This window comes from Pseudochrobactrum saccharolyticum, assembly GCF_008801715.1.
Classification (GTDB): domain Bacteria; phylum Pseudomonadota; class Alphaproteobacteria; order Rhizobiales; family Rhizobiaceae; genus Pseudochrobactrum; species Pseudochrobactrum saccharolyticum.
In genome coordinates this window covers 369008-389871 of the sequence record NZ_VZPG01000002.1, presented here as the reverse complement: position 1 = coordinate 389871, position 20864 = coordinate 369008, and the positions used below count along the sequence as shown (strand labels likewise).

The window sequence follows — 20864 nt, the reverse complement described above, 5'->3', positions numbered from 1 at the left end:
AGCGGAGAAGCCTGCCGGTATGCCTGTATAGACAATTTAACATTGATCTGTTCCAGTTTTCTGTTGATGGGCTTTATCGTAAGATTGCCCAAATGCAGAACGTATGGCTCGGTGTTTTATTCGATTTTTCGGACAGAATCCTCTTATGACAGATGACGGACTAAGTTTTTCACAGCGTTTAATAGGTTTTTTACCGAATTTACGCCGTTTTGCTATCGCTTTGTGCCGCTCCCGCGAGTTAGCGGACGATCTGGTGCAGGCCGCCTGTGAAAAAGCACTGGCCGCAGAACACAGTTTTCAGCCCGGCACACGCTTTGATGCATGGATGTTCCGCATCCTGCGCAATATCTGGATTGATACATTACGCAGGCAGAAGACAGCCGGTATCAGCGATGATATTGCCAATCATGAAGATATCAGCACACCATCAGGTGAAGATGCGGCTATTGCCCGTATGACTCTGCAAAATGTGTCGGAAGCAATCGGGCATTTGCCTGACGAGCAGCGCGAGGTGCTGCTTATGGTCTGCGTGGAAGAGCTTTCCTATAAGGAGACTGCGGAGCTGCTTGAAATACCGATAGGTACTGTGATGAGCAGACTGGCGAGAGCGCGGAAAAATCTTGCTGAACGAACGGGAATAGACAAGGATCCCATGCGTTTATCCCCTGTGAAAGGCGGTAATCAATGACACAATCCCAACCGCATAAAGATTTCAGCGATGAAGAGCTGATGGCCTTTGCCGATGGCGAGCTGGATGAAGAGACAACGGCGCGCATTGAAGCAGCTATGGAGCATGACGATGCGCTGATTGCGCGCGTGGCACTGTTTATGGAAACTCGCGCTGCAGCACAGGACGCTTTGCGGCCGATGCTGGATGAGCCGGTGCCGGATGCATTAATGGCTGCTGTGCAGGGCATGGTTGCGCGCCACGAGCAGGAAAAACAGCAGAAAACTGCTGAGGTGGCAGAGCCGGTTTCAGCGGATGCAGAGCGCGGGAATGTCATTGTTCCGTTTCGTGCAAAGCCGCGCAAACCGCTTTTTGCAGACAGCTGGTTGGCAGCGGCTGCAGCTGTTTTGCTGGCTGCGGTTACCGGTTTCAGCGGTTATTTCATGGGGCAAAGCGGCCTGCAAAATGCGCAGCCTGAAGGCGCAGGTCTTGCTTCGCTCACAGCATCTGCCGTGCAGGCACAATTGCATAAAGTGGCTTCCGGCGAGACTGTCAATCTGGCTGAGCAGAATGCTTCTATGCAGGTGATTGCCAGTTTCCGTGACGGGGAAAATCATCTCTGCCGTGAGTTTCGTCTGAACAGCGCGGGGCAGTCCGGCTATGTGGCTGTGTCTTGTCTTGAGCAGGAGGATTGGAAATTGCGTTTTGCTCTGGCTTCACAGCAGGATACGCAAAATTATATTCCTGCCTCAGCACAGGAAACTGTCGATATTTATTTGCAGTCTATTCAGGCCGGTGCACCGCTGTCAGCGGAAGAGGAAAGGGCAGCACTCAAGCAGTGATGCATCACAGGAAAGTCTTATTGTGCGGGCATCTTTGGGAAATTGCTTAAAGATTTTTCAAAGATGTCAGGAAAAAACAATGCAATATTCAAAGCAGATTTTAGCCGCAGCTCTGGTCTCAACACTGCTGGTTGCGCCTGCATCCGCCAGAAATGCGGTGATGATGCCATTGCCGGATAAACGGATTGCAGTGATTTCAGAAGGTGATCTGGAACCTGCATCCATCGGCAGTTACACGGTTGCGCTCTATAAAGATGACGGGCTGATTGACTATCTTGGCGGCGGAATTTTTGCACGCGACGGTTCTGTTTTTGGTGACAAGGGCGAGCCGCGTGTCAGTTTTTCGGATATTACCGGTGACGGCAATCCCGAGATGATTATCGCCAAACTAACCGCAGGTTCCGGCAATTATCTGGATGTGGATGTGCTGAAACTCGGTGATAGCACGGTTGAGCGGGTGCTGAATTTTGCAAGTGACACCAAGAAAGACCTGCTGATTGAAGCCAAACGTGCCTATAGCCAACAGCAACAGAACCTGAAGAAACCATAAACGGTTTTTATTGCCGGCTCAGGCTCAGTGACTCTGACAGATAACCAACAAGAGCACGGATATTGGGTGCCTGCGCTTTGGTTGAGGGATATACAGCATGAATTACCGGCTCATTAAGCCGGTAATCGGGAAGCAACTGTATCAGCTGTCCTGTTTTTATATCCCCGCTAACAATCCAGAGCGGTAATTGTGCTATACCCAGACCGCGTATCACTGCATTGCGCAATGTTTCATGGCTGTCTGTTATCAGTCGCGGCACATGTCTGATGCGCTGCGCACGACCGCGTTCATCACGGAATGACCATTCATAGTGAGGACGGCCGGCGCTGACAGCACGTTCAATTTTGGGAAAGCCAAAAGCAAGGGTCGGAAATCCTGCGAGATCTTTCGGTTCTGCCGGCGGAGACGCATTGCTGAATAAATCCTTGCCGGCGACGAGACATTGCGGATTTGCACCAATCACACGGGTCACAAGCGCATTATTCTCCTGATATCCGTTATTGTCCTCGCGAATAACGAGATCATATCCTTCGCCGATCACATCAACATTTCTGTTCATGCATTTGAGATGCACATCAACCTTGGGAAAGTGCTGCATGAATTCTGTAATCAAATCGCTGATTTTATAATTGAGCGGCCCGACGGGGCAGACAATGCGGATGGTGCCGTTTGGCTCTTCATAATTGCGGTCGATGATACGCTGTGCAGCCTCAATATTTTCGAGCACAACAAGACATTGGCGGTAATATTCAGCCCCGACCTCAGTGAGTGCAAAACGGCGGCTTGACCGGTAGATCAGCGTTGCCTGCAAAAACTCTTCCAGATTGGTGATGTGCCTGCTTAATGTCGATTTTTGCACGCCCGTTATCCGTGCCGCAGCAGCATAGCCGCCGTGCGTGACCACTTGGACAAAATAGAACAAGTCGTTCAGGTTCTGCATCGTTGCAAATATAGAATGCTGCGTTTCAGTATTCAAATCTTTTCTAATAAAGGCACCGATGTTACTATTTCTCCGCGTTGTTGTTTTTTCAGAAAGCAACGGTCGGTAAATTTCGTCACCCGCAAGTAACTATCATCTTATCTGCTTGAAATTAAATCAGAATTGCGTTTCGGCTGAGGCTTTGATGCTCTCGGTTCGGGACGTTATTGGAATTGTTTTCCCTGTGTTCGAGGAGACTATGCAATGACAAGCGAACCCATTCGTGATCCTGTAAAAGACCGGCTGCTCAGCCCTAAAAATTCAGCCTTTATCATTATTGACTATCAGCCTGTGCAGGTGAACTCCATTGCCTCCATGGACAGGCAATTGCTTATCAATCATATCGTTGGCGCATCCAGAGCTGCACGCGTTTATGATTTGCCGATTATTCATTCAACCGTGAATGTAAAAACCGGTCTCAATAAACCTCCTATTCCGCAAGTCCGCAAAGCCCTTGAAGGAATTCCGACGATTGACCGCACCACAATCAATTCCTGGGAGGATGTTGAATTCCGTAAAGCCGTAGAGCAGGCCGGACGCAAGAAACTGATTATGACAGCACTCTGGACTGAGGCCTGTCTGACATTTCCGGCGATTGATGCGCTTGCTGAAGGCTATGAAGTCTATGTTGTGGCTGATGCTGTGGGCGGTACTTCGGTACAGGCGCATGAAGCTGCATTGCGGCGCATAGAACAGGCGGGCGGCAAGATGATCAGCGTGGTTCAGCTGTTCTGCGAATTGCAGCGTGACTGGCAGCGCAAGGAAACAGTTCCGCAATTTATGGATCTGTTCATCCAGACCGGCGGTACTGCCGGTATCCAATTCTCCTATGACAAAGCAGAGTAAGCTTTGCTTCCAATACGGGCAGAACATTTCCGGTTTATTCTGAACCATAGGAAATGCTCTGTCCGGATTGAACAGGCAGGGATTTCAAATGAGAGGAGCATGTTTATGGGCGATCTCTTCGTTGTTGTCAGCCTGCGCGCCAAGGCGGGTAAAGAAGGAACATTACGGCGCGATCTTAAGGCGATTGTCGATCAGTCCCGCAAAGAAGAGGGGAATATCAGCTATGATCTGTTCATTGATCGTGCCGACCCGTCCCGCTTTGTTTTCATAGAGCACTGGGCGTCTCAGGAACATCAGCACAAACATCATAATGAAGGGCCGCATATTCAGTTTTTCCATGAAAACGGGGCGCAAAATGTCGAAAATACAGAATTCGCCTATTTCCTTGACCGCTTGGAATGACACGGCGCGATTTTCCCATACAATCCGACGCATAATAAAAAACCCTGCCGCAAGGGCAGGGTTCTGATTATTATATGACCGGTTCGCTTATTGTGTGATTTCGAACTTTACGGTCACATTCACATTATAGCTGTTTTCACCGGCTGAAACCGGTACTGAATCAGCCATTGCTTCCTGAGCCATTGCGACCATTTTGGTGCGTGCCATCGGCATCGGGCGCGGATTATTACCATATTCGGTGATTTCAAGCACGCGACCGAGTTTTGCACCGGCAGTTTCGGTCAGGACTTTTGCCTTTTCCATGGCATTTTCCATGGCTTTTTTACGGGCATCCATCAGCACTTTTGACGGATCATCATTGACGAAACGCAGGCCACCGCTCTGGTTGACGCCGAGATCAATGGATTTATCCAGCAGATCGCCGACTTTATCGAGATCGCGCACACGCACGGTCAGGCCGTTGGTTACGTTATAGCCGATGATTTTCGGTGCTTTCAGGCCGTTTTTATCGCTCGGATAAGTGTAGGTCGGCTGAATATTGACACCGGAGGTTTGCAGGTCACGGTCTTCAATACCGGCTTCTTTCATCGCAGCCAGTACCTGAGACATTGCCTTATTGTTGTCGGTCATCGCTTCACGGGCGGTTTTAGCTTCCCGCAAGACGGTCAGGTCGAGAATAGCCATATCCGGAGCGGCCTGCGCTTCACCTTCACCTGTGATCACAATGAATGCCTGCTGTTTTTCTGACACATTTTTCTCCTGTGCAAAGGCCGGTTGCGAAAGCGCACTGGCAAAAGAAACCGCAAGAAATGCTGAAGCGAAAAGGGCGGCTGTTTTACGATGTGTCATAGTTTCTCCTGATAATGAAATCGGTTTAACTGCTATATTTCAATGAATTACGGATGTTTTTAGGCTAAAAGCAGGCAATCTGATTATAGTTTTGCGACAGGCATAAATTCCTTGCATAGCGGCAGCAAATAATTCTCCGTCAAAGGTGCCAGCGGCAGTTCCACTTTTTGCAGCGGATCAACCCAGACAATTTCTTCAATTTCTGCGGCCTTGGCGACCGGCTGGGTGAGGGCAATGCGAAAGACCTCAGCCTCAACCGTATAGCCCGGTTCATTTGCGGCCGGTGCCGAGAAAGCCCCGAGATAATGCGCCTGATCCTGATTAACCGTCAGTCCCAGTTCTTCACTAAGCTCACGCTGTAATGCTGCGACCGGTGTTTCTCCGTTTTCAATCTTACCGCCTGCCTGCATGAATGCGGTTGTACCCGCCTTGCGTACCAGCAAGATCCGGTTGTCCGGTGCCATCAGAATTGCAGCTGCAATGCGGATACGGTTTGTCGGGGTAGTTTCTGCGGACATGAGAAAAATTCCTGAGGGCAGTGTTAAAAGGAACTTCAGACAAGCGACAGCTTCTTATAGCGACGCAAATATGAAGCCTGGATGAATGATTTTCTGCAATATAGTCTGATTTGAGCAAAAATCTTCGTCTATCAGGCAACAAAACACCGGTTCATGCATTATTCAGAAAATCAGTGGGCAGAATAAACGTTTCTGTAGAATGTGTTTTTTCATTCTGTCAGCCTGAAGATTTTGATTGGTATAAAATTCTACAATAGGACAAAATTAGGAATTTATTTTTGCATAATAAATTGCAGGACGTGGAATTATATCTGTGATGGTTTGAGTGGCCGTGACATCTTATTCGCAACACGGACTGCACCACAGCAGCTCCGCCCGGAAAGCTTTTATAATATGAGAATAACCTTTTCAGTGAAAAGGTTGCGTTTAAAAGGACAAGGTATATGAGCTGGTTTAAGTCTATTGTTGCAGTTGGTGTGTTGCAGTCAGCCGTTCTGGCTTCGGGCGTTATGACCAGCCAGTCTTTCGCTGATGCTGCTCTGGATCGCATCAAAGCAGAGGGCGTTCTCAAGATCGGTACAGAAGGCACTTACGCGCCGTTCACCTATCATGACAAAGACGGCAAGCTCGTCGGTTTTGATGTGGAAATCGGTCAGGAAATTGCCAAGCGTCTCGGTGTTGAAGCCAAATTCCTTGAAGGCAAATGGGATGGCCTGATCGCCGGTCTCGATGCCAACCGTTATGATGCAGTTATCAATCAGGTCGGCATTACGCCGGAACGCCAGAAGAAATACAATTTCTCCGAGCCTTATATTGCTTCAAAGGCCGTGCTGATCGTGAAAACCGGCAATACGGATATCAAGAAATTTGAAGACCTGAAGGGCCGCAAAGCCGCACAGTCGCTGAGCAGCAACTATGGTAAAATTGCCCGTGAATATGGTGCGGAAATTGTTGCCAATGACGGTTTTGACCAGTCGGTTCAGCTGGTGCTGAGCGGCCGTGCGGAAGCAACCGTGAATGCCAGCCTGTCCTTCCTCGACTTCAAAAAGCAGAAGCCTGATGTACCGCTGGAAGTCGCTGCCGAGCTTGAAAATGCTGATCGTTCCGGCGTGTTGCTGCGCAAAGGCGAGGAAGATCTGCTTGCCGAAGTCAACAAAGCGCTTGAGCAGATCAAAACCGACGGCACTTATGCCAAAATCTCCGAAAAATATTTCGGCGCAGACGTCTCTAAATAAGTTATCCTCCCGGAACTTTGATACCGGCGATATATTATCGCCGGTTTTCCGTTGCGCAGGCAACGGGGCAGGAACCATTTTCAGCCTCAGCAATTCCGTCTGAGGGGAAACAATTATGACGGGGACGCATTCAATGTCTGACGTTTTATCGCTTATGCTTGAATCTTTGGGGCCGCTGTTGTGGGCAGCTCTGGTTTTCACTATTCCGCTGACATTATTGTCATTTCTGTTCGGCACAACACTCGGTCTTTTTGTGGCTCTGACCCGATTGTTCGCACCGCGTCCCGTTGCAGCAATCGTCAATTTTTATGTCTGGCTGATCCGCGGCACACCGTTGCTGGTGCAGCTGTTCCTGATCTTTTACGGATTGCCGAGTGTCGGCATTACGCTGGATGCATTTCCGGCGGCGCTGATCGGCTTTACTTTAAGCATCGGCGCTTATTCCTCTGAAATTTTCCGCGGCGTGATTGTCGCTGTGCCTAAAGGACAGTGGGAAGCAGCCTATGCAACAGGCATGAGCTGGGGGCAGGCGATGCGCCGCACGATCCTGCCGCAAGCTGCGCCCAATGCCGTGCCGCCACTGTCCAACAGCTTCATTTCTCTGGTTAAGGACACATCTCTGGCCGCCGCAATTACCGTGCCTGAAATGTTTCAGGCGGCGCAGCGTATCGTTGCGGTTACCTATGAGCCGCTGATCCTTTATGTCGAGGCCGCGCTGCTTTATCTGGCACTCAGCTCTGTGCTGTCTTATCTGCAAACCCGTCTGGAAGCACGTCTGAAGCGTTATGGCGGCTTTCTGGAGGTCCGTTCATGATGATCGAACTCAAAAATATCGTAAAAAAATTCGGCGACCATACCGTGCTCGACAATATATCCCTGTCGATTGCCGAGGGTAGTGTGACAGCCTTTATCGGGCCGTCCGGCGCCGGTAAAAGCACGCTGCTGCGCTGTCTCAATCTGCTGGAAGTGCCGACTTCCGGCGATATTGAAATTGCGGGTGACAGGCTGAGTTTTTCCCCTGAACGCAAAGTCAGCCAGAAAGAAATCCACCTGATCCGCCGTCATTCCGGAATGGTCTTTCAGAATTTTCAGCTGTTTCCGCATCGTACAGTCACCGAGAACATCACTGAAGGTCTGATTACGGTTCAGAAATGGCCGAAGGAAAAGGCGAGGGAACGGGCAAAACAATTGCTCGAAAAGGTCGGCCTGTCGCAAAAGGCCGATGCATGGCCTGCAACCCTCTCCGGTGGTCAGCAACAGCGTGTGGCGATTGCCCGTGCATTGGCTCCGTCGCCTAAAATTCTGCTCTGCGACGAGCCGACTTCAGCGCTTGATCCGGAATTGTCCGGTGAAGTGGTGGATGTGCTGGCGCAACTTGCCAAAGAAGGCACAACCATGATTATGGTGACCCATGATCTGCGACTGGCATCGAGAATTGCCGAGGATGTGCTGTTTATCGATAATGGTGTGATTGTTGAGCGCGGCACCGCGCAGGCAATCTTCCGCTCACCGAAGGAAGAGCGTACCCGCCGCTTCGTGAATACGCTGACCCATGAAGGTCAGGGTTTCAGTCAGGGCGCGGGTATTTGATTGAATTTTTTGCATTAACAAATTCAATCAAAATATTGATATAAATAAAAAACCTGCAATCAGATGATTGCAGGTTTTTTATTGCTGTGTGAAATTAGTTTGGAAATGACAATGATACTTCAGAGCATTTTCCATTTTTGGGAAATGTTTTAATCAACCTGATCGCTATCGACTTCGTTCTCGGCTTTGGCAAATACGTCAACATCTTCGTTTTTACCGGATTCCACGGTAAATTCACGCTGATAGAGACGGTCTTTGTTTTTGGCCACAGCGATATAATCACCGGATGCAAGCACCAGCGATGCATAGGCGCTGACACTTTCATAGACGATATCACCATTGGTATTGACGATATTCCATGATGTATCGGCAAGCGCTTCCCCACCGACATCGCGCAGCAATTTCAGGGTGACTTCCGCCGCATTATGCTCAACAGTTGCCTCCGTCAGCTTACCGGCGCTGACCACAATTTCAGCGCGGATTACGGCATTGGCATTGCCGTAATTGGAAACCACGTGATAGGTGCCGCTATTGAGGCGCACCACCGTATCCGGTTTGATATTCGGCACGATCAGCGAGCGCTCATTGCCTTCATCGTCATTTTCATAAATCGAGAAGCGCAGGAATTTGTCAGAAATTTCCTTGCCGTCCGGCAGTTTGGCACTGAGCTTCAGACCGCCTGCATCAAGGATCAGCTTTTCATGACGGCTGGCATTGCGCACGGTAATGCGCTTGGTGGCTCCGGCGCGGCCAAAGCTGACATGCACGAGATAGCTGCCTTCCGGCAGTGAAAAGCTGGCAGTGCCGCCTGTTGCTGTTGCAATCAGCGGCAGCTTGTCCTCACCATCCGGCTCCGGTGAGAATACACGCCATACCAGCCCCTGGCTCAGAGCAGGGCCGTCCGCTGTCAGCTGTGCTTCCAGCAGCAACTCATTCTGATTGGCCAGCGGTGAATTCTGCAGGCTGCGCGGATCAGCGTAAGGTGTGATGCCTGCTGCCGGAGCTGCCGGCGACATAATTGCACCGGTCGGCGGTGTGTTGTCCGGTGTTCCGCCTTCAGGCACTGAAATTTTAGGTAGTTGCAGCTTGTCGAATTGTGCGCCCGGCACAACGCGCATGGAAAAACCGTCCTGCGGTTGAGGCAGTTCCTGAGCTGACACTGAACCACTGATCATCAGACCCGTCGAAACCAATGCAAAAGCGCAGAGATTGCGGCATTGCTTTACACGCCGTGTGTTCTTGGCTGATAAGTTTCTGGCGTGCAGAACAGGGCTGAATTTCATAAGCCGGTACTCATTTGAATTTCAAAGTCTCAAGTCTTTATTGTTTGACCGCAGTGTAAAGGCATTTTCAAGGCTGCGCCCAGCAAAATATCGCTCGTTTGCATTATAAACACATATTACTGCATATGCGCTCTGTCATTGCAGAGCAGAATTGGCAATAAAGACGGTCATAATGACGGAATCGAACAGAACAGGCAGGAAGTAACGTGTCAGATCTCATTGATTTTTTGAAAACCCGCAGCTCCACACCGATTGTCGGCCTGATTGAGCCTGCACCATCGGCTGATGAACTGGCGCAGATCCTGACCATTGCCTCCCGCGTGCCGGATCACGGTAAGCTCAATCCGTGGCGCTTTATCATTTATCGCGGCGATGCCCGCATCCAGATTGGTGAAATGCTGGCAGAGCGTGCAGCACAGCGCGCACAGCAACAGAATGAAGAATTTAACGACAGCCATCGTGAGAAAGAGCTGAAACGCTTCTCCCGTGCGCCGCTTGTTATCGGTATTATCTGCAGTCCGCGTGATACAGACCGCATTCCTGAATGGGAGCAGTTCCTGTCATCGGGGGCTGCGGCGATGCAGCTTTGCAATGCTGCCAATGCACTGGGCTATGGCAGCAACTGGATTACCAACTGGTATTCCGATGATGAGGAGGGTAAGCGTCTTCTCGGAGTTGCGCCCCATGAAAAAGTAGCCGGTTTTGTGCATTTGGGTACGCCTAAAGCTCCGGCACCGGATCGTCCGCGTCCTGAGTTGCAGGCAATTGTTTCGGATTATAGCGGGCCATATCAGGGCTGAACCGGCTTGCCGGAACATAAGAGCAGAGTAATTTGATGTTTTATGAACCGCAAAACGGCCATGGCCTGCCGCATAATCCGCTCAAGGCCATTGTTGCGCCGCGTCCGATCGGCTGGATCGGCACGCGCTCGAAAGAGGGGGCTTTGAACCTCGCCCCCTATTCCTTTTTCAATATTGTCTGCGATACGCCGCCTTTGCTGATGTTCAGTTCATCAGGCTACAAGGACAGTGTGGCTTTCATTGAGGAAACACGGGAATTTACGGCCAATATGGTTGGTGAGCATCTGGCAAAACAGATGAATGCAACATCCGTTAATGCGCCGCGCGGTGCCAGCGAGTTCGACTATGCAGGCCTGACTGCTGCTGCCTGTGAGCAGATTGCTGCGCCGCGTGTAGCGGAGGCCTATGCATCGCTGGAATGCGTTGCCGTAGATATAAGACAGTTACAGGGCAGGGATGGTCAACCGACAGATTCCTATATGGTGATCGGCGAGGTGGTCGGTGTGCATATTGATGAGGCTATTCTCACCGATGGTCTGATTGATATCAGCAAATCCAGACCGGTAACCCGTCTTGGCTATATGGATTTCGCCACAACCGACACGGTTTATCAGATGTTCCGCCCCAAATGGGGCGAATAATCTGTTCCATAATCTGGGGGCAGGCCGGAGAATTGTAAATCTTACTTTCCGGCCTGTTTCGCTTTATTCCAGAGTGCTTCCATCTCATCGAGAGTGGCTGCTTCCAGCGAATGACTGCCGCTGTTCAGTTCGTCTTCAATGAAGTGAAAGCGGCGCTTGAACTTCTCATTGGCTGCGCGCAGCGCCATTTCCGGCTCCAGTTCAAGATGGCGCCCGAGATTGACCATGGCGAACAGCAGATCACCATATTCTTCCGCAATATTGGCCTTGTCCTGATTGTCCATCGCCTGACGCAGTTCCTGCGTTTCTTCCGCAACCTTATCCAGAATAGGCGCGGCTTCCGCCCAGTCAAAACCGACGCGCGCAGCTTTCTGCTGATATTTCAGCGCGCTGACCAATGAAGGCAGATAAGTGGGCACGTCATCGAGAAAGCCTTTTTTCTCAGTGGTTTCAAGACCAAGCGCGGTGCGGCGGGCAATGCGCTCATCTTTTTCAATCTGTTTGATACGGTTCCATGACCCTTTGGCCATACCGGCCGAGCGCGCCTCGTCATCACCAAAGACATGCGGATGGCGGCGTATCATTTTGTTGGTCACAGCTTCCACAACATGACCAAAATCAAAACCGCCTTTTTCTTCGGAAATACGGGAATGGAACACTACCTGCAGCAGCAGATCACCAAGTTCTTCACGCAGGTCGTCCATATCATCACGCTCAATGGCATCAATGACTTCATAGGCTTCTTCAAGCGTGTAAGGCGCAATAGTGCTGAAATCCTGTTCCACATCCCACGGGCAGCCGGTATCCGGATCACGCAGCGCTACCATAATGTCTAAAAGGGTCTGAATATCGCGGGAAGGCTGCATGTCTGGGTCCTGTCTCAACAGCGACCGGAAATAATTCCGGTTTATGATATGGCAATTTAAACCTACTGGTGCCATAAAATCGGGCACAAGAAAACCGTCTGTAAACAAATCAGCGAGAGACGAATGACAATTCTGGTAACCGGCGGTGCCGGCTATATTGGCTCGCATACTTGCGTTCGCCTGCTTGAAACCGGCCATGATGTGGTCGTGGTTGATAATTTCGACAACAGCCATCCGGAGGTTTTTCAGCGTATTGAGCAGATCACCGGAAGAATGCCGAAGCGCGAAACCGGCGATATCCGTGATCGTGAGTTTCTCCAGAAAGTCATTCAGACCTATCAATGCACATCGGTGATCCATTTTGCCGGTTTGAAAGCTGTCGGTGAATCGACCCAGAAGCCGCTTTATTATTATGACTGCAATATGCTCGGCACTTTGCGCCTTCTGCAGGCTATGCGCAGTACCGGCGTGAAAAAGCTGGTCTTTTCTTCCTCAGCCACTGTTTATGGTGATCCGCAGCGACTGCCGCTGGATGAAAACCATCCGCTATCCGCGACCAATCCTTATGGCCGCACCAAGCTGATGATCGAGGAAATGCTGCGCGATCTCTATAATAGTGATCCTGAATGGAGCATTGCCATTCTGCGCTATTTCAATCCTGTCGGCGCACATGAAAGCGGGCTGATCGGCGAGGATCCGAAGGGTATTCCGAATAATCTGATGCCGATTATTGCGCAGGTTGCCACCGGCCGCCGCGAAAAACTGAGCATTTGGGGTAATGATTATCCGACACCGGACGGTACCGGTGTTCGTGATTATATCCATGTGACCGATCTTGCCGAAGGGCATCTCAGAGCGCTTGCAAAGCTGGATGAGCCAAAATGCATGGCTATCAATCTCGGCACAGGTGAGGGCTATAGCGTGCTTGATGTTATCAAAGCCTTTGAGCATGTTTCCAACCAGCAGATCCGCTATGAAATTGCACCGCGCCGTCCCGGCGATGTTGCATCCTGCTATGCGGACCCTGCTCATGCCAAAGAACTGCTTGGCTGGAGTGCCAAGAAAACTCTGCGTGAAATGTGCGCCGATATGTGGAACTGGCAGTCAAAAAATCCCAACGGATATGCGGATTAAAATTGCCTGAAAGATATTTGCTTTGCATCACTCTGATGGTGCAAAGCAACAATTATATCTGCCGTAAAATCATTTAATTATAATGATATATGTCATTATTTTAATTTATTACATCAGATTCAGAATACAGAAATGAGTTTGGATATATGCGTTTTCTTCCCGATAAATTTATCTCGACTCTCATTCTGGCAATTCTGGTCGCTTCGCTTTTACCCGTCAAAGGTGAGGCTGCTTACTGGTTCGGACTGGCGACAAAATTTGCAATCGGATTGCTGTTTTTCTTGCATGGGGCAAGATTATCGCAGCAAGCCGTTGTGCAGGGCATTGTGCACTGGCGGCTGCATCTCATCGTATTGGCGGTCACTTTTGTTGTATTTCCGCTGATCGGGCTTTCGCTTGGCTGGGCTATTCCGGGTTTCGCAAATTCGGCATTTTATGCGGGAATTCTGTTTCTCTGCGTTCTGCCATCTACTGTTCAGTCATCCATCGCGTTCACCTCCATCGCCAAAGGCAATGTACCGGCCGCGATTGTTTCCGCTTCCGCATCCAATATTCTCGGCATGTTTCTGACGCCGCTGCTGGTCGGATTGCTATTCACAACACAGGGTGAGGCGGGCATTTCGCTTGATGCATTAGAGTCCATCCTGCTGCAATTGCTGGTTCCTTTCGTTGCCGGACAGATTTTGCAGCCGTGGATCGGGCATTTTATACGCCGTCATAATAAAGCGCTGGGGCTTGTTGATCGCGGTTCTATCGTGATGGTCGTTTATCTCGCTTTCAGTGAAGCGATGGTACAGGGATTGTGGACGGAAGTTTCCGGTCATGATCTGGCAATTATGATTGCCGTGAATATCGGTCTGCTGGCCTTCATTCTGTGGTTTACCGGCTTCATTGCTAAAATGCTTGGCTTCTCGCGTGCAGACCGGATTACAATCATTTTCTGCGGGTCTAAAAAGAGCCTTGCGAGCGGCGCACCAATGGCCAGCGTGATCTTTCCGGCTGCGATGGTGGGCGGAATTGTACTGCCATTAATGATTTTTCATCAGATACAGCTGATGGCTTGCGCAGTTCTTGCCAGAAGATATGCGGCACAGGCGGATGCGCTTGAAAGCAGTCAGGCAGAGCAGGGACTTTGACAGTACAAGAGAAGAGGGTGCATCACCCTCTTCTCTTTAAGTTTATGATATATATTGATAATTTATGCGTAGCCATTAAGCCTTATCGACGAATTTTTTGATTGTATCTTTAGCTTTGCCTTTGGCCTGCTGGGCTTCACCTTTCAGTTCCTGTGCACGGCCTTCAGCCTCTAATTTTGCAGAACCGGTAGCCTTGCCAACTGCCTGCTTGACATTACCGGCGGCTTCGTTAGCAAGGCCTTTGATTTTATCTGTTGTGCTGTTCATGATAATCTCCCTTGAGGGTGTGATGTGAAATGACTTCACCGGATCAACGTATAAGCAGCGCAACAGTTCCGGTATTTGTGCAGCGTATTCCTAAATACAGAAAGTTATAAAACATGTCTGAGACGCCGATATTTGATGAAGACGCGCTGGAACAAGCCTATAATGAAGCGTTGAAACTGGAAAAATCCGGTGATTTTGACGGTGCTGCAAAAGCCTATCAAAAGGCGCTGGAGATTGATCCGGCAGACCATGGCGGCGCTGCTGTAAGACTGGCCAGTATGGGACGAGGCGCTGTGCCTGTGAGCGCGCCTCCGGCCTATATCGCCACTTTGTTCGATCAGCATGCAGAGATGTTTGACACGATCCTCGTAGACGAGCTGGGCTATGATGTGCCGCTGCAGCTGGCCGACCAGCTGGAAGAAATTGATCCTGATGCACATTATGCCCGTATGCTCGATCTGGGCTGTGGCACCGGTCTTGGTGCGGATGCCTTGTTCGAAATGACCGAGCATCGCACCGGCGTTGATATTGCTGAAAACATGATCGCGATTGCGGATGAAAAAGGCGATTATAATGCGCTTTACGTCGGCGAAGTTGTGAACTTCCTTGACCAGACGACTGCACCGGCATGGGACATTATTATCGCTACGGATGTGCTGCCATATATGGGTGAGCTGGAGTCGTTTTTCTCGAAAATCCCGCTGAATTTGAACCGCAACGGTATTTTCGCATTTTCAAGCGAAACGCTGGCAGACAAGGATTTTGCCGGCCGTGATTATACCGTCGGGCCGCATCAGCGTTTTGCGCATAAACGGGATTATGTTGAAAAGCTGCTGCTGAGCCATGGCATTAAAATGCTGCGCGTGACGGATATCACTGTGCGCAGCGAACAAGGCAAGCCGGTTCCTGGCCATTTGTATATTGCCCGTAAGGTTTAAGCCTTAAAATCCAAGGGTTACAGGACGGCAGATATAACATCTGCCGTTCTTCTATGTCGCATTTAGTTCCATAATCTATCTTATGTGATTAAAGCATGTGGCTTTGGCCGATTGGCAGTGAGCCGCCTGACCGTCTCGGATCAGTCCAGATTTTCCTGTTCGAACTTGTCGGTGACATGGATATCCGTCATCTCCAGATTATGCGGGCCGAGATTGACATATTTATGCGGAATGTTGGCTGGTCCGAAGATGATCTGTCCTGCTACAGCCTCAAACTGCCGGTCATCGACTGTGAACAAAGCGCGGCCCTGACGTATGATAAAGATCTCATCATAAGGATGTTTATGCAGCCTTGGTCCGCGCCCGATATGCTCGGTCGTATAAAACATCACTGATACATTCGTACCAAAATGCTTTCCTTCAAACTCTCCGTGCCAGACATCAGGCTTTTCAGCCCATTCCGTACGCTTGAGAATTGCTGCTTGTTTTTGCATGTGGTTCACCTCAACCTCATTTTGAATGCAGTCTTTATTTACTATAAAAACTCAAAAGCCGCGGCTTTCAAGATTGTGCATCTTTGCAACTTAATATGGCCGGATTTCCGGAAAATGATCCGGTTGAAAAACGATATTCATTATCTCCCGCATCTTATTGAAAATATTGATATTACGGATGGTGTCATGACCGGAAAACAAAATAAATTGCGTATTGCTGTGCTGTTTGGCGGCCGCTCGCCGGAGCATGATGTTTCTGTGCTTTCTGCTACCAATGTGATGCAGGCGCTGGATGCTGATAAATACGAGGCCGTACCGATCTTTGTGACCCGCGAAGGACAATGGTTGCTCAGCAGCTATGAGCAGGGACAATTAGCCCAGCCCTCCTCCGGTACTGAAATTTGCCTTGTTTCCGGTGGTTACGGGCGGGTTATCGGCATTGATGCAGATCAGGGGCTTCAGGAATTGCCGAAAATTGATGTTTTATTTCCTGTTATGCACGGTCTTCATGGCGAAGACGGTGCGGTACAGGGATTGGCTGAAGTTGCCTGCGTCCCGCTAATCGGCTGTGGTATTCTCGGTTCTGCCGTTGCGCTCGATAAGGATATGACTAAACGCGTTAACCGAGAAGCTACAGTTCCTGTTGCCCATGCTGTGACGCTCCATTCGGGAAATGTACTGGAATTTGAAGCTGTCAAGAATGCGCTCGGCCTGCCCTTTTTCGTGAAGCCTGCACGGCAAGGCTCATCGGTGGGTGTGAGTAAAGTTGCAACGCCGGCGGATTACAGACTGGCACTGGATGAAGGATTCCGGCACGACAATAAACTTCTCGCAGAAGAATTTATCCATGGCCGCGAGATTGAATGTGCTGTGCTTGAGGATGCTGACGGTACGCTTTTCGTTTCCCGTTGCGGCGAGATCACACCGGCTGAAAGCCATGGTTTTTATAGTTATGATGCGAAATATACGGACGAAAACGGTGCGGCTTTAAAAGTGCCGGCCGACTTGCCGTCATCTGTTGAAAAGCAGATCCGTGAGATGGCGAAAAAAGCATTCCGTGCTACCGGCTGCGATGCAATGGCGCGCGTGGATTTCTTTGTGACGGATGATATGCGTATCATACTCAACGAAATTAATACGATTCCGGGCTTTACCGATATCAGTATGTATTCGAAAGTAATGGCTGTGAGTGGCATCAGCTATGCTCAGATTCTCGACCGACTTATAGCTCATGGTCTGAAACGCGGCAGTTGATGAATAATATGACTTATAAAATCAATGAAATGCCTGTTTTATAAGGATATCAGTGATGAAAACACCGCAACTCCCTTTCCTCGGGCAATGCCGCTGCGGAAAAGTCAGAATTGAAGTCAGTGCCGCACCGATCATGACGGCGGCCTGTCATTGCACAGGCTGTCAGACAATGAGCAGCAGTGCGTTTTCGTTGACGGCGATGATCCCCTCTTCTGGCTTTAAAGTCACGGAGGGGAAGCCGGTAATCGGTGGCCTGCATGGCCCGCAACAGCAACATTATTTCTGCGCCTATTGCATGACATGGATGTTCACGCGCATTGAAGGTGTTGATGCTTTCGTCAATGTCCGGCCATCGCTGTTTGATGACCATAGCTGGTTTGTACCTTTCGTGGAGACCATGACAAAGGAGAAGCTGTCCTGGGCACAGACACCGGCACTTTATCATTATGAAGCTTTTCCGCCTTTAGAAGACTATGAAAAGCTGATGGGTGAATTTGCACGGCAAATGGAGTGAAACAGCCCGTTTGTGCGAAACTTTATCCCATCAGGATGCGATCATGAAGTTGACTTACGATGCGGCCGCTGATGCTGCTTATATTCAGTTCAAATCAGATGAAGATGAAACTGCCTTCGGCTTTACCTATTGCTGTGATCCGCGCGAAACGGACGGGGAAATCAATCTGGATTTCAATAGCGACGGGAGGCTGACCGGGATCGAGATATTGCAGGCCAGCAAGAAATTACCTGCATATTTGCTTGCATTATCGCAATCCTGATCTGTTCACCCGAGAGCGTCGAAACCGGACAAGTTTTATAAAATTGTTCCGAATTCCATACTCTCAGGCTCAATCAGTGCCAGAAAAGCATCGCAAACCGGTTGATTGCGCCAGCTTGCACAAATTGCCTTTGCATGATCCTCAGTCAGAGCAAAGGCCACATCAAGAAAAGCACCATCGCCAAGCTTTACCAGATGCTGGCTGCACCAGCCATTCTGTTTGGACAAATGGCTTGCAATCATCAATTCATAGGCAGTGTGCATATCCGCTTCATTGACACCGTTTTTAAGACGAAAACGCCCCAATTCAAGACCGGATATTTTTGCCTGAAAGGATGTCTGGTTTTTAACTGATTGCATTGCATTAACTCCTTGTTTGAGGAGCGTTGCATACACTATTCCTCCTGACAGTTTCTGTCAGGATGCTGTATAGATATTCCATGCGCACACTTCGCCTTTTTGCTCTCCTCGATCATTTACGGGGCCGAACAGAGCCGGTTTCAGCAGAAATGCTGGCACAGGAACTGCAGGTTTCAGTCCGCACAATCTATCGCGATATGGCGACTTTGCAGGCTATGGGCGCGCCCTTGCGCGGTGAGGCCGGCATTGGCTATCAGCTGGAGAAGGGTTATTTTCTGCCCCCTCTTCATTTCGATCCTGATGAACTGGATGCTTTGATGCTCGGAACCCGCCTGATCGCTTCCCGCGGTGATGAAGCACTGGCTGCAGCTGCCCGACGTGTCTCGGCCAAAATCAGTGCTGCTATTGGTTGCGATAAAGGTGAAGCCTATACGCTCCTGCCATTACGTGCTGTTGCAAGACAAAGTTCTGAGAGTGACAAGGCATCCGGACATCTTACAGTCCTGCGCACTGCTTTACGCGATAAAGCCGTATTAAATATTACCTATTGCGATTTGGAGAATAAATGTAGTCAGCGAAGCGTTCGCCCGCTTGGCCTGACGATGTTTGAGCAAGTCTGGCTTCTGACTGTCTGGTGTGAGAGCCGCATGGATTTCCGTAATCTGCGTGCTGATCGTATTGAAGCCATTCAGCTTGCAGACAGAGTATTCCGGGATGAAAAAGGCAAGCGTTTTGAAGACTATCTCAAAACACTTGCCTGACGATTTTACCGTCCTTGCTCTTTCTTCGGAGCAGAGAGAATAACAAGGCAGGATATCACCAGCAAAGCACCAAGCCATCCGAGTGGCGACAGATTTTCACCAACGATTACAACGGCCAGCAAAGCGGCAATCACAGGCTCTGTGAGTGTTATTGTTGTTGCAGTGCTGACGGAAATACGCGCCAGCGCATAACCAAATAAAACATAGCCGGTAAACATCGGTATGACAGCCATATAGGCACCGACAAGTGCATTATTCCATGAGGCCAGTAATGCCCCGCCGGTCAGCAGCAATACCGGCATCAGCAACAGGCCGCCTGCTCCGAAAATTGACCCCATGGCAGCTTTTGAGGAAATGCCTTTACACATCAACCGGTGTGCCGCCCATGCATAAAGGGCATAGGTCAGTCCGCCGACAAGTCCCAGCAATACGCCTGCCGCAGTCGCTCCCGCAGAAAATGCAACTGATGCTGTCTGATGGTCGCCGCCACCGAAAAAGCAAAGCAGAACAATGCCGGAAAGCCCGAGTGTTGCACCGAATATCCATTGCTTGCTCAGGGTTTTACGATCAATCACCCATTCAATCAGCGCGGAGAATAAAGGTGCGGAACCGATCGTGACAACCGTGCCGACTGTGACACCCGCCAGATACATCGACGAATAAAAGGCCAGCGGATAGACAGCCACAGAAACCGCGCCGAACAAGACGAGAAGCCATTGTTGCTGTAACTTGCTGTAATCGCGTTTCAATGCCCGCAAAGCGAGCAGGGCTTGCAAAAGCCCGCATACTCCCATGGCAACCGCGCCGATGGCCATGGGCCCGACTTCGGGTGCAAAAGTTGCGGCAGTGCCGGTGGTGCCCCACAGAAAGGACGCGATTAAAACGCAGACAATGCCAAGCCCTGCACTATCCGTTTTGATAACTGATACATTGCTCATAAACCGGCCAGAATACTTTCTGCAAGACGTCTTGCATGCTGAACACGCTTACTGTTTCCCTCAAGACCGGCGCGGGAGAATGAGCCTTCCAGCAGAAATGCCAGATGTTCTGCGGTCATTTTCACCTGCTCCGCAGTCAATGTTTTACCTGTTTGAGTGCGCCATTCCTGCAGGTGCTGAATAAGGAAATGCTCCACCTCTTCTTTATGGCGGCGTACAGCCTCCCTGCCCTTATCGCCCACGGTGAGTTCAGCTGCAGCATTCAACAAGCCGCAGCCGCGAAAACCGTTCTCATAATCATATTCAGCGTGGTCTCTGTAGGCATCAAACACGGCCATAACCCGCTCTTTCGGGCTAGCGGCAGGGGCTAAACGCGCAGCATATAAATCAAGCCATTCCTGATGCCTCAGCTCAATAAAAGCGGCGACCAGCTCTGATTTTGATGCAAAATTATTATACAGGCTCATTTTGGCCACGCCTGCTTTTGCGGTAATCATATCAATGCCGGTTGCGTTGATCCCGTAATTATAAAACAGAATACCTGCCGCATCGAGCAGACGATCACGCACAGATTGAGCTTTGGACGGCTTTGCAGAGGCAGACATAATTTCTCTTTTCAATAATTAGGTAGGTCAGTCTACATAATTAATTTTCAGCAGACAAGCGGTAATATATTTGTGAACGGAGTATTCATTTAAAAACAGCTATTTAAGCGTATCATTCATCAACAAGACATAAT

27 protein-coding genes are annotated in these 20864 nt (G+C 49.9%); 17 read left to right on the top strand and 10 right to left on the bottom strand.

Going from position 1 to position 20864, the window contains the following annotated elements; translation table 11 throughout:
* Positions 1 to 145: 145 nt before the first annotated feature.
* The 3 genes from F7P81_RS08400 to F7P81_RS17040 all read left to right on the top strand — a co-directional run bounded on the left by F7P81_RS08400 (position 146) and on the right by F7P81_RS17040 (position 2059).
* Positions 146 to 688, top strand: a complete 543-nt coding sequence (locus tag F7P81_RS08400) for an RNA polymerase sigma factor (protein WP_022711802.1) — start codon at positions 146 to 148, stop codon at positions 686 to 688.
* On the top strand, positions 685 to 1509 hold the full coding sequence (locus F7P81_RS17045; protein WP_170265231.1) for an anti-sigma factor family protein: 825 nt from the start codon (positions 685 to 687) through the stop codon (positions 1507 to 1509). Before F7P81_RS08400 ends, F7P81_RS17045 begins: the two co-directional genes overlap by 4 nt.
* Positions 1510 to 1588: 79 nt before the next feature.
* Positions 1589 to 2059 carry a PliI family lysozyme inhibitor of I-type lysozyme gene (locus F7P81_RS17040; protein ID WP_170265230.1) on the top strand — a complete coding sequence of 157 codons (471 nt, stop codon included), beginning with the start codon at positions 1589 to 1591 and terminating at the stop codon, positions 2057 to 2059.
* 7 nt (positions 2060 to 2066) lie between these two features.
* On the opposite strand, the gene F7P81_RS08390 is transcribed toward F7P81_RS17040, so the two are convergent.
* Positions 2067 to 2999 (bottom strand): LysR substrate-binding domain-containing protein, encoded by a 933-nt coding sequence (locus F7P81_RS08390; protein WP_246176093.1) that lies wholly within the window; start codon positions 2997 to 2999, stop codon positions 2067 to 2069.
* 243 nt (positions 3000 to 3242) lie between these two features.
* Here F7P81_RS08390 and F7P81_RS08385 point away from each other — a divergent pair, with 243 nt between their 5' ends.
* On the top strand, positions 3243 to 3884 hold the full coding sequence (locus F7P81_RS08385; RefSeq protein WP_116089418.1) for a hydrolase: 642 nt from the start codon (positions 3243 to 3245) through the stop codon (positions 3882 to 3884).
* Positions 3885 to 3989: 105 nt separating this feature from the next.
* On the top strand, positions 3990 to 4286 hold the full coding sequence (locus tag F7P81_RS08380; protein ID WP_022711797.1) for a putative quinol monooxygenase: 297 nt from the start codon (positions 3990 to 3992) through the stop codon (positions 4284 to 4286).
* Positions 4287 to 4373: 87 nt separating this feature from the next.
* Here the strand turns inward: F7P81_RS08380 and F7P81_RS08375 are convergent, their stop codons facing one another.
* Complete coding sequence (locus F7P81_RS08375; protein ID WP_022711796.1) at positions 4374 to 5135, bottom strand: SIMPL domain-containing protein; 762 nt, start codon at positions 5133 to 5135, stop codon at positions 4374 to 4376.
* 83 nt (positions 5136 to 5218) lie between these two features.
* Positions 5219 to 5653 carry an NUDIX hydrolase gene (locus F7P81_RS08370; protein ID WP_075655130.1) on the bottom strand — a complete coding sequence of 145 codons (435 nt, stop codon included), beginning with the start codon at positions 5651 to 5653 and terminating at the stop codon, positions 5219 to 5221.
* 443 nt (positions 5654 to 6096) lie between these two features.
* On the opposite strand from F7P81_RS08370, the gene F7P81_RS08365 reads away from it, so the two are divergent.
* The 3 genes from F7P81_RS08365 (at position 6097) to F7P81_RS08355 (ending at position 8478) form a co-directional block, all read left to right on the top strand.
* Positions 6097 to 6888 carry an amino acid ABC transporter substrate-binding protein gene (locus F7P81_RS08365; RefSeq protein WP_022711794.1) on the top strand — a complete coding sequence of 264 codons (792 nt, stop codon included), beginning with the start codon at positions 6097 to 6099 and terminating at the stop codon, positions 6886 to 6888.
* Positions 6889 to 7021: 133 nt separating this feature from the next.
* Complete coding sequence (locus F7P81_RS08360) at positions 7022 to 7702, top strand: amino acid ABC transporter permease (protein WP_075655132.1); 681 nt, start codon at positions 7022 to 7024, stop codon at positions 7700 to 7702.
* The gene (locus F7P81_RS08355; protein WP_151159372.1) at positions 7702 to 8478 is read left to right on the top strand and encodes an amino acid ABC transporter ATP-binding protein; all 777 of its coding nucleotides are present in this window, start codon (positions 7702 to 7704) and stop codon (positions 8476 to 8478) included. Before F7P81_RS08360 ends, F7P81_RS08355 begins: the two co-directional genes overlap by 1 nt.
* Before the next feature lie 149 nt (positions 8479 to 8627).
* Here F7P81_RS08355 and F7P81_RS08350 read toward each other — a convergent pair whose 3' ends face one another.
* A complete protein-coding gene (locus F7P81_RS08350) occupies positions 8628 to 9596 on the bottom strand; it encodes a hypothetical protein (protein ID WP_374828078.1) in 969 nt (322 codons plus the stop codon).
* A 371-nt stretch (positions 9597 to 9967) separates the two neighbouring features.
* On the opposite strand from F7P81_RS08350, the gene F7P81_RS08345 reads away from it, so the two are divergent.
* Together F7P81_RS08345 and F7P81_RS08340 are read left to right on the top strand one after the other, a co-directional pair.
* Positions 9968 to 10561 carry a nitroreductase family protein gene (locus F7P81_RS08345; RefSeq protein WP_022711790.1) on the top strand — a complete coding sequence of 198 codons (594 nt, stop codon included), beginning with the start codon at positions 9968 to 9970 and terminating at the stop codon, positions 10559 to 10561.
* A gap of 35 nt (positions 10562 to 10596) precedes the next feature.
* Positions 10597 to 11202, top strand: a complete 606-nt coding sequence (locus F7P81_RS08340; RefSeq protein WP_151159180.1) for a flavin reductase family protein — start codon at positions 10597 to 10599, stop codon at positions 11200 to 11202.
* A gap of 41 nt (positions 11203 to 11243) precedes the next feature.
* Here F7P81_RS08340 and mazG read toward each other — a convergent pair whose 3' ends face one another.
* A complete protein-coding gene (gene mazG, locus F7P81_RS08335; protein WP_151159179.1) occupies positions 11244 to 12068 on the bottom strand; it encodes a nucleoside triphosphate pyrophosphohydrolase in 825 nt (274 codons plus the stop codon).
* 123 nt (positions 12069 to 12191) lie between these two features.
* Between mazG and galE the strand changes: the two genes are divergently transcribed.
* Both galE and F7P81_RS08325 read left to right on the top strand, forming a co-directional pair.
* Complete coding sequence (gene galE, locus F7P81_RS08330; RefSeq protein WP_151159178.1) at positions 12192 to 13202, top strand: UDP-glucose 4-epimerase GalE; 1011 nt, start codon at positions 12192 to 12194, stop codon at positions 13200 to 13202.
* A 146-nt stretch (positions 13203 to 13348) separates the two neighbouring features.
* The gene (locus F7P81_RS08325; protein ID WP_151159177.1) at positions 13349 to 14338 is read left to right on the top strand and encodes a bile acid:sodium symporter family protein; all 990 of its coding nucleotides are present in this window, start codon (positions 13349 to 13351) and stop codon (positions 14336 to 14338) included.
* 75 nt (positions 14339 to 14413) lie between these two features.
* Here the strand turns inward: F7P81_RS08325 and F7P81_RS08320 are convergent, their stop codons facing one another.
* On the bottom strand, positions 14414 to 14605 hold the full coding sequence (locus F7P81_RS08320; protein WP_075655140.1) for a CsbD family protein: 192 nt from the start codon (positions 14603 to 14605) through the stop codon (positions 14414 to 14416).
* A 113-nt stretch (positions 14606 to 14718) separates the two neighbouring features.
* Here F7P81_RS08320 and F7P81_RS08315 point away from each other — a divergent pair, with 113 nt between their 5' ends.
* The gene (locus F7P81_RS08315; RefSeq protein WP_151159176.1) at positions 14719 to 15543 is read left to right on the top strand and encodes a methyltransferase domain-containing protein; all 825 of its coding nucleotides are present in this window, start codon (positions 14719 to 14721) and stop codon (positions 15541 to 15543) included.
* A 140-nt stretch (positions 15544 to 15683) separates the two neighbouring features.
* Here F7P81_RS08315 and F7P81_RS08310 read toward each other — a convergent pair whose 3' ends face one another.
* Complete coding sequence (locus tag F7P81_RS08310; protein WP_151159175.1) at positions 15684 to 16037, bottom strand: cupin domain-containing protein; 354 nt, start codon at positions 16035 to 16037, stop codon at positions 15684 to 15686.
* Positions 16038 to 16223: 186 nt separating this feature from the next.
* Between F7P81_RS08310 and F7P81_RS08305 the strand changes: the two genes are divergently transcribed.
* Genes F7P81_RS08305 through F7P81_RS08295 form a run of 3 tightly spaced genes read left to right on the top strand, consistent with a single transcriptional unit; the run spans position 16224 to position 18067 of the window.
* Positions 16224 to 17291: a D-alanine--D-alanine ligase family protein gene (locus F7P81_RS08305; protein ID WP_151159174.1), complete on the top strand. Its 1068-nt coding sequence runs from the start codon at positions 16224 to 16226 to the stop codon at positions 17289 to 17291.
* Positions 17292 to 17346: 55 nt separating this feature from the next.
* Positions 17347 to 17805, top strand: a complete 459-nt coding sequence (locus tag F7P81_RS08300) for a GFA family protein (protein WP_151159173.1) — start codon at positions 17347 to 17349, stop codon at positions 17803 to 17805.
* A gap of 43 nt (positions 17806 to 17848) precedes the next feature.
* A complete protein-coding gene (locus F7P81_RS08295) occupies positions 17849 to 18067 on the top strand; it encodes a DUF2283 domain-containing protein (protein WP_075655146.1) in 219 nt (72 codons plus the stop codon).
* Between the two features lie 35 nt (positions 18068 to 18102).
* Here F7P81_RS08295 and F7P81_RS08290 read toward each other — a convergent pair whose 3' ends face one another.
* Complete coding sequence (locus F7P81_RS08290; protein WP_151159172.1) at positions 18103 to 18426, bottom strand: hypothetical protein; 324 nt, start codon at positions 18424 to 18426, stop codon at positions 18103 to 18105.
* Between the two features lie 80 nt (positions 18427 to 18506).
* On the opposite strand from F7P81_RS08290, the gene F7P81_RS08285 reads away from it, so the two are divergent.
* A complete protein-coding gene (locus F7P81_RS08285; RefSeq protein WP_151159171.1) occupies positions 18507 to 19187 on the top strand; it encodes a helix-turn-helix transcriptional regulator in 681 nt (226 codons plus the stop codon).
* A gap of 5 nt (positions 19188 to 19192) precedes the next feature.
* Here F7P81_RS08285 and F7P81_RS08280 read toward each other — a convergent pair whose 3' ends face one another.
* A complete protein-coding gene (locus tag F7P81_RS08280) occupies positions 19193 to 20125 on the bottom strand; it encodes a DMT family transporter (protein ID WP_151159170.1) in 933 nt (310 codons plus the stop codon).
* The gene (locus tag F7P81_RS08275) at positions 20122 to 20730 is read right to left on the bottom strand and encodes a TetR/AcrR family transcriptional regulator (RefSeq protein WP_151159169.1); all 609 of its coding nucleotides are present in this window, start codon (positions 20728 to 20730) and stop codon (positions 20122 to 20124) included. The genes F7P81_RS08280 and F7P81_RS08275 overlap by 4 nt, the downstream gene beginning before the upstream one ends.
* Positions 20731 to 20864: the final 134 nt, after the last annotated feature.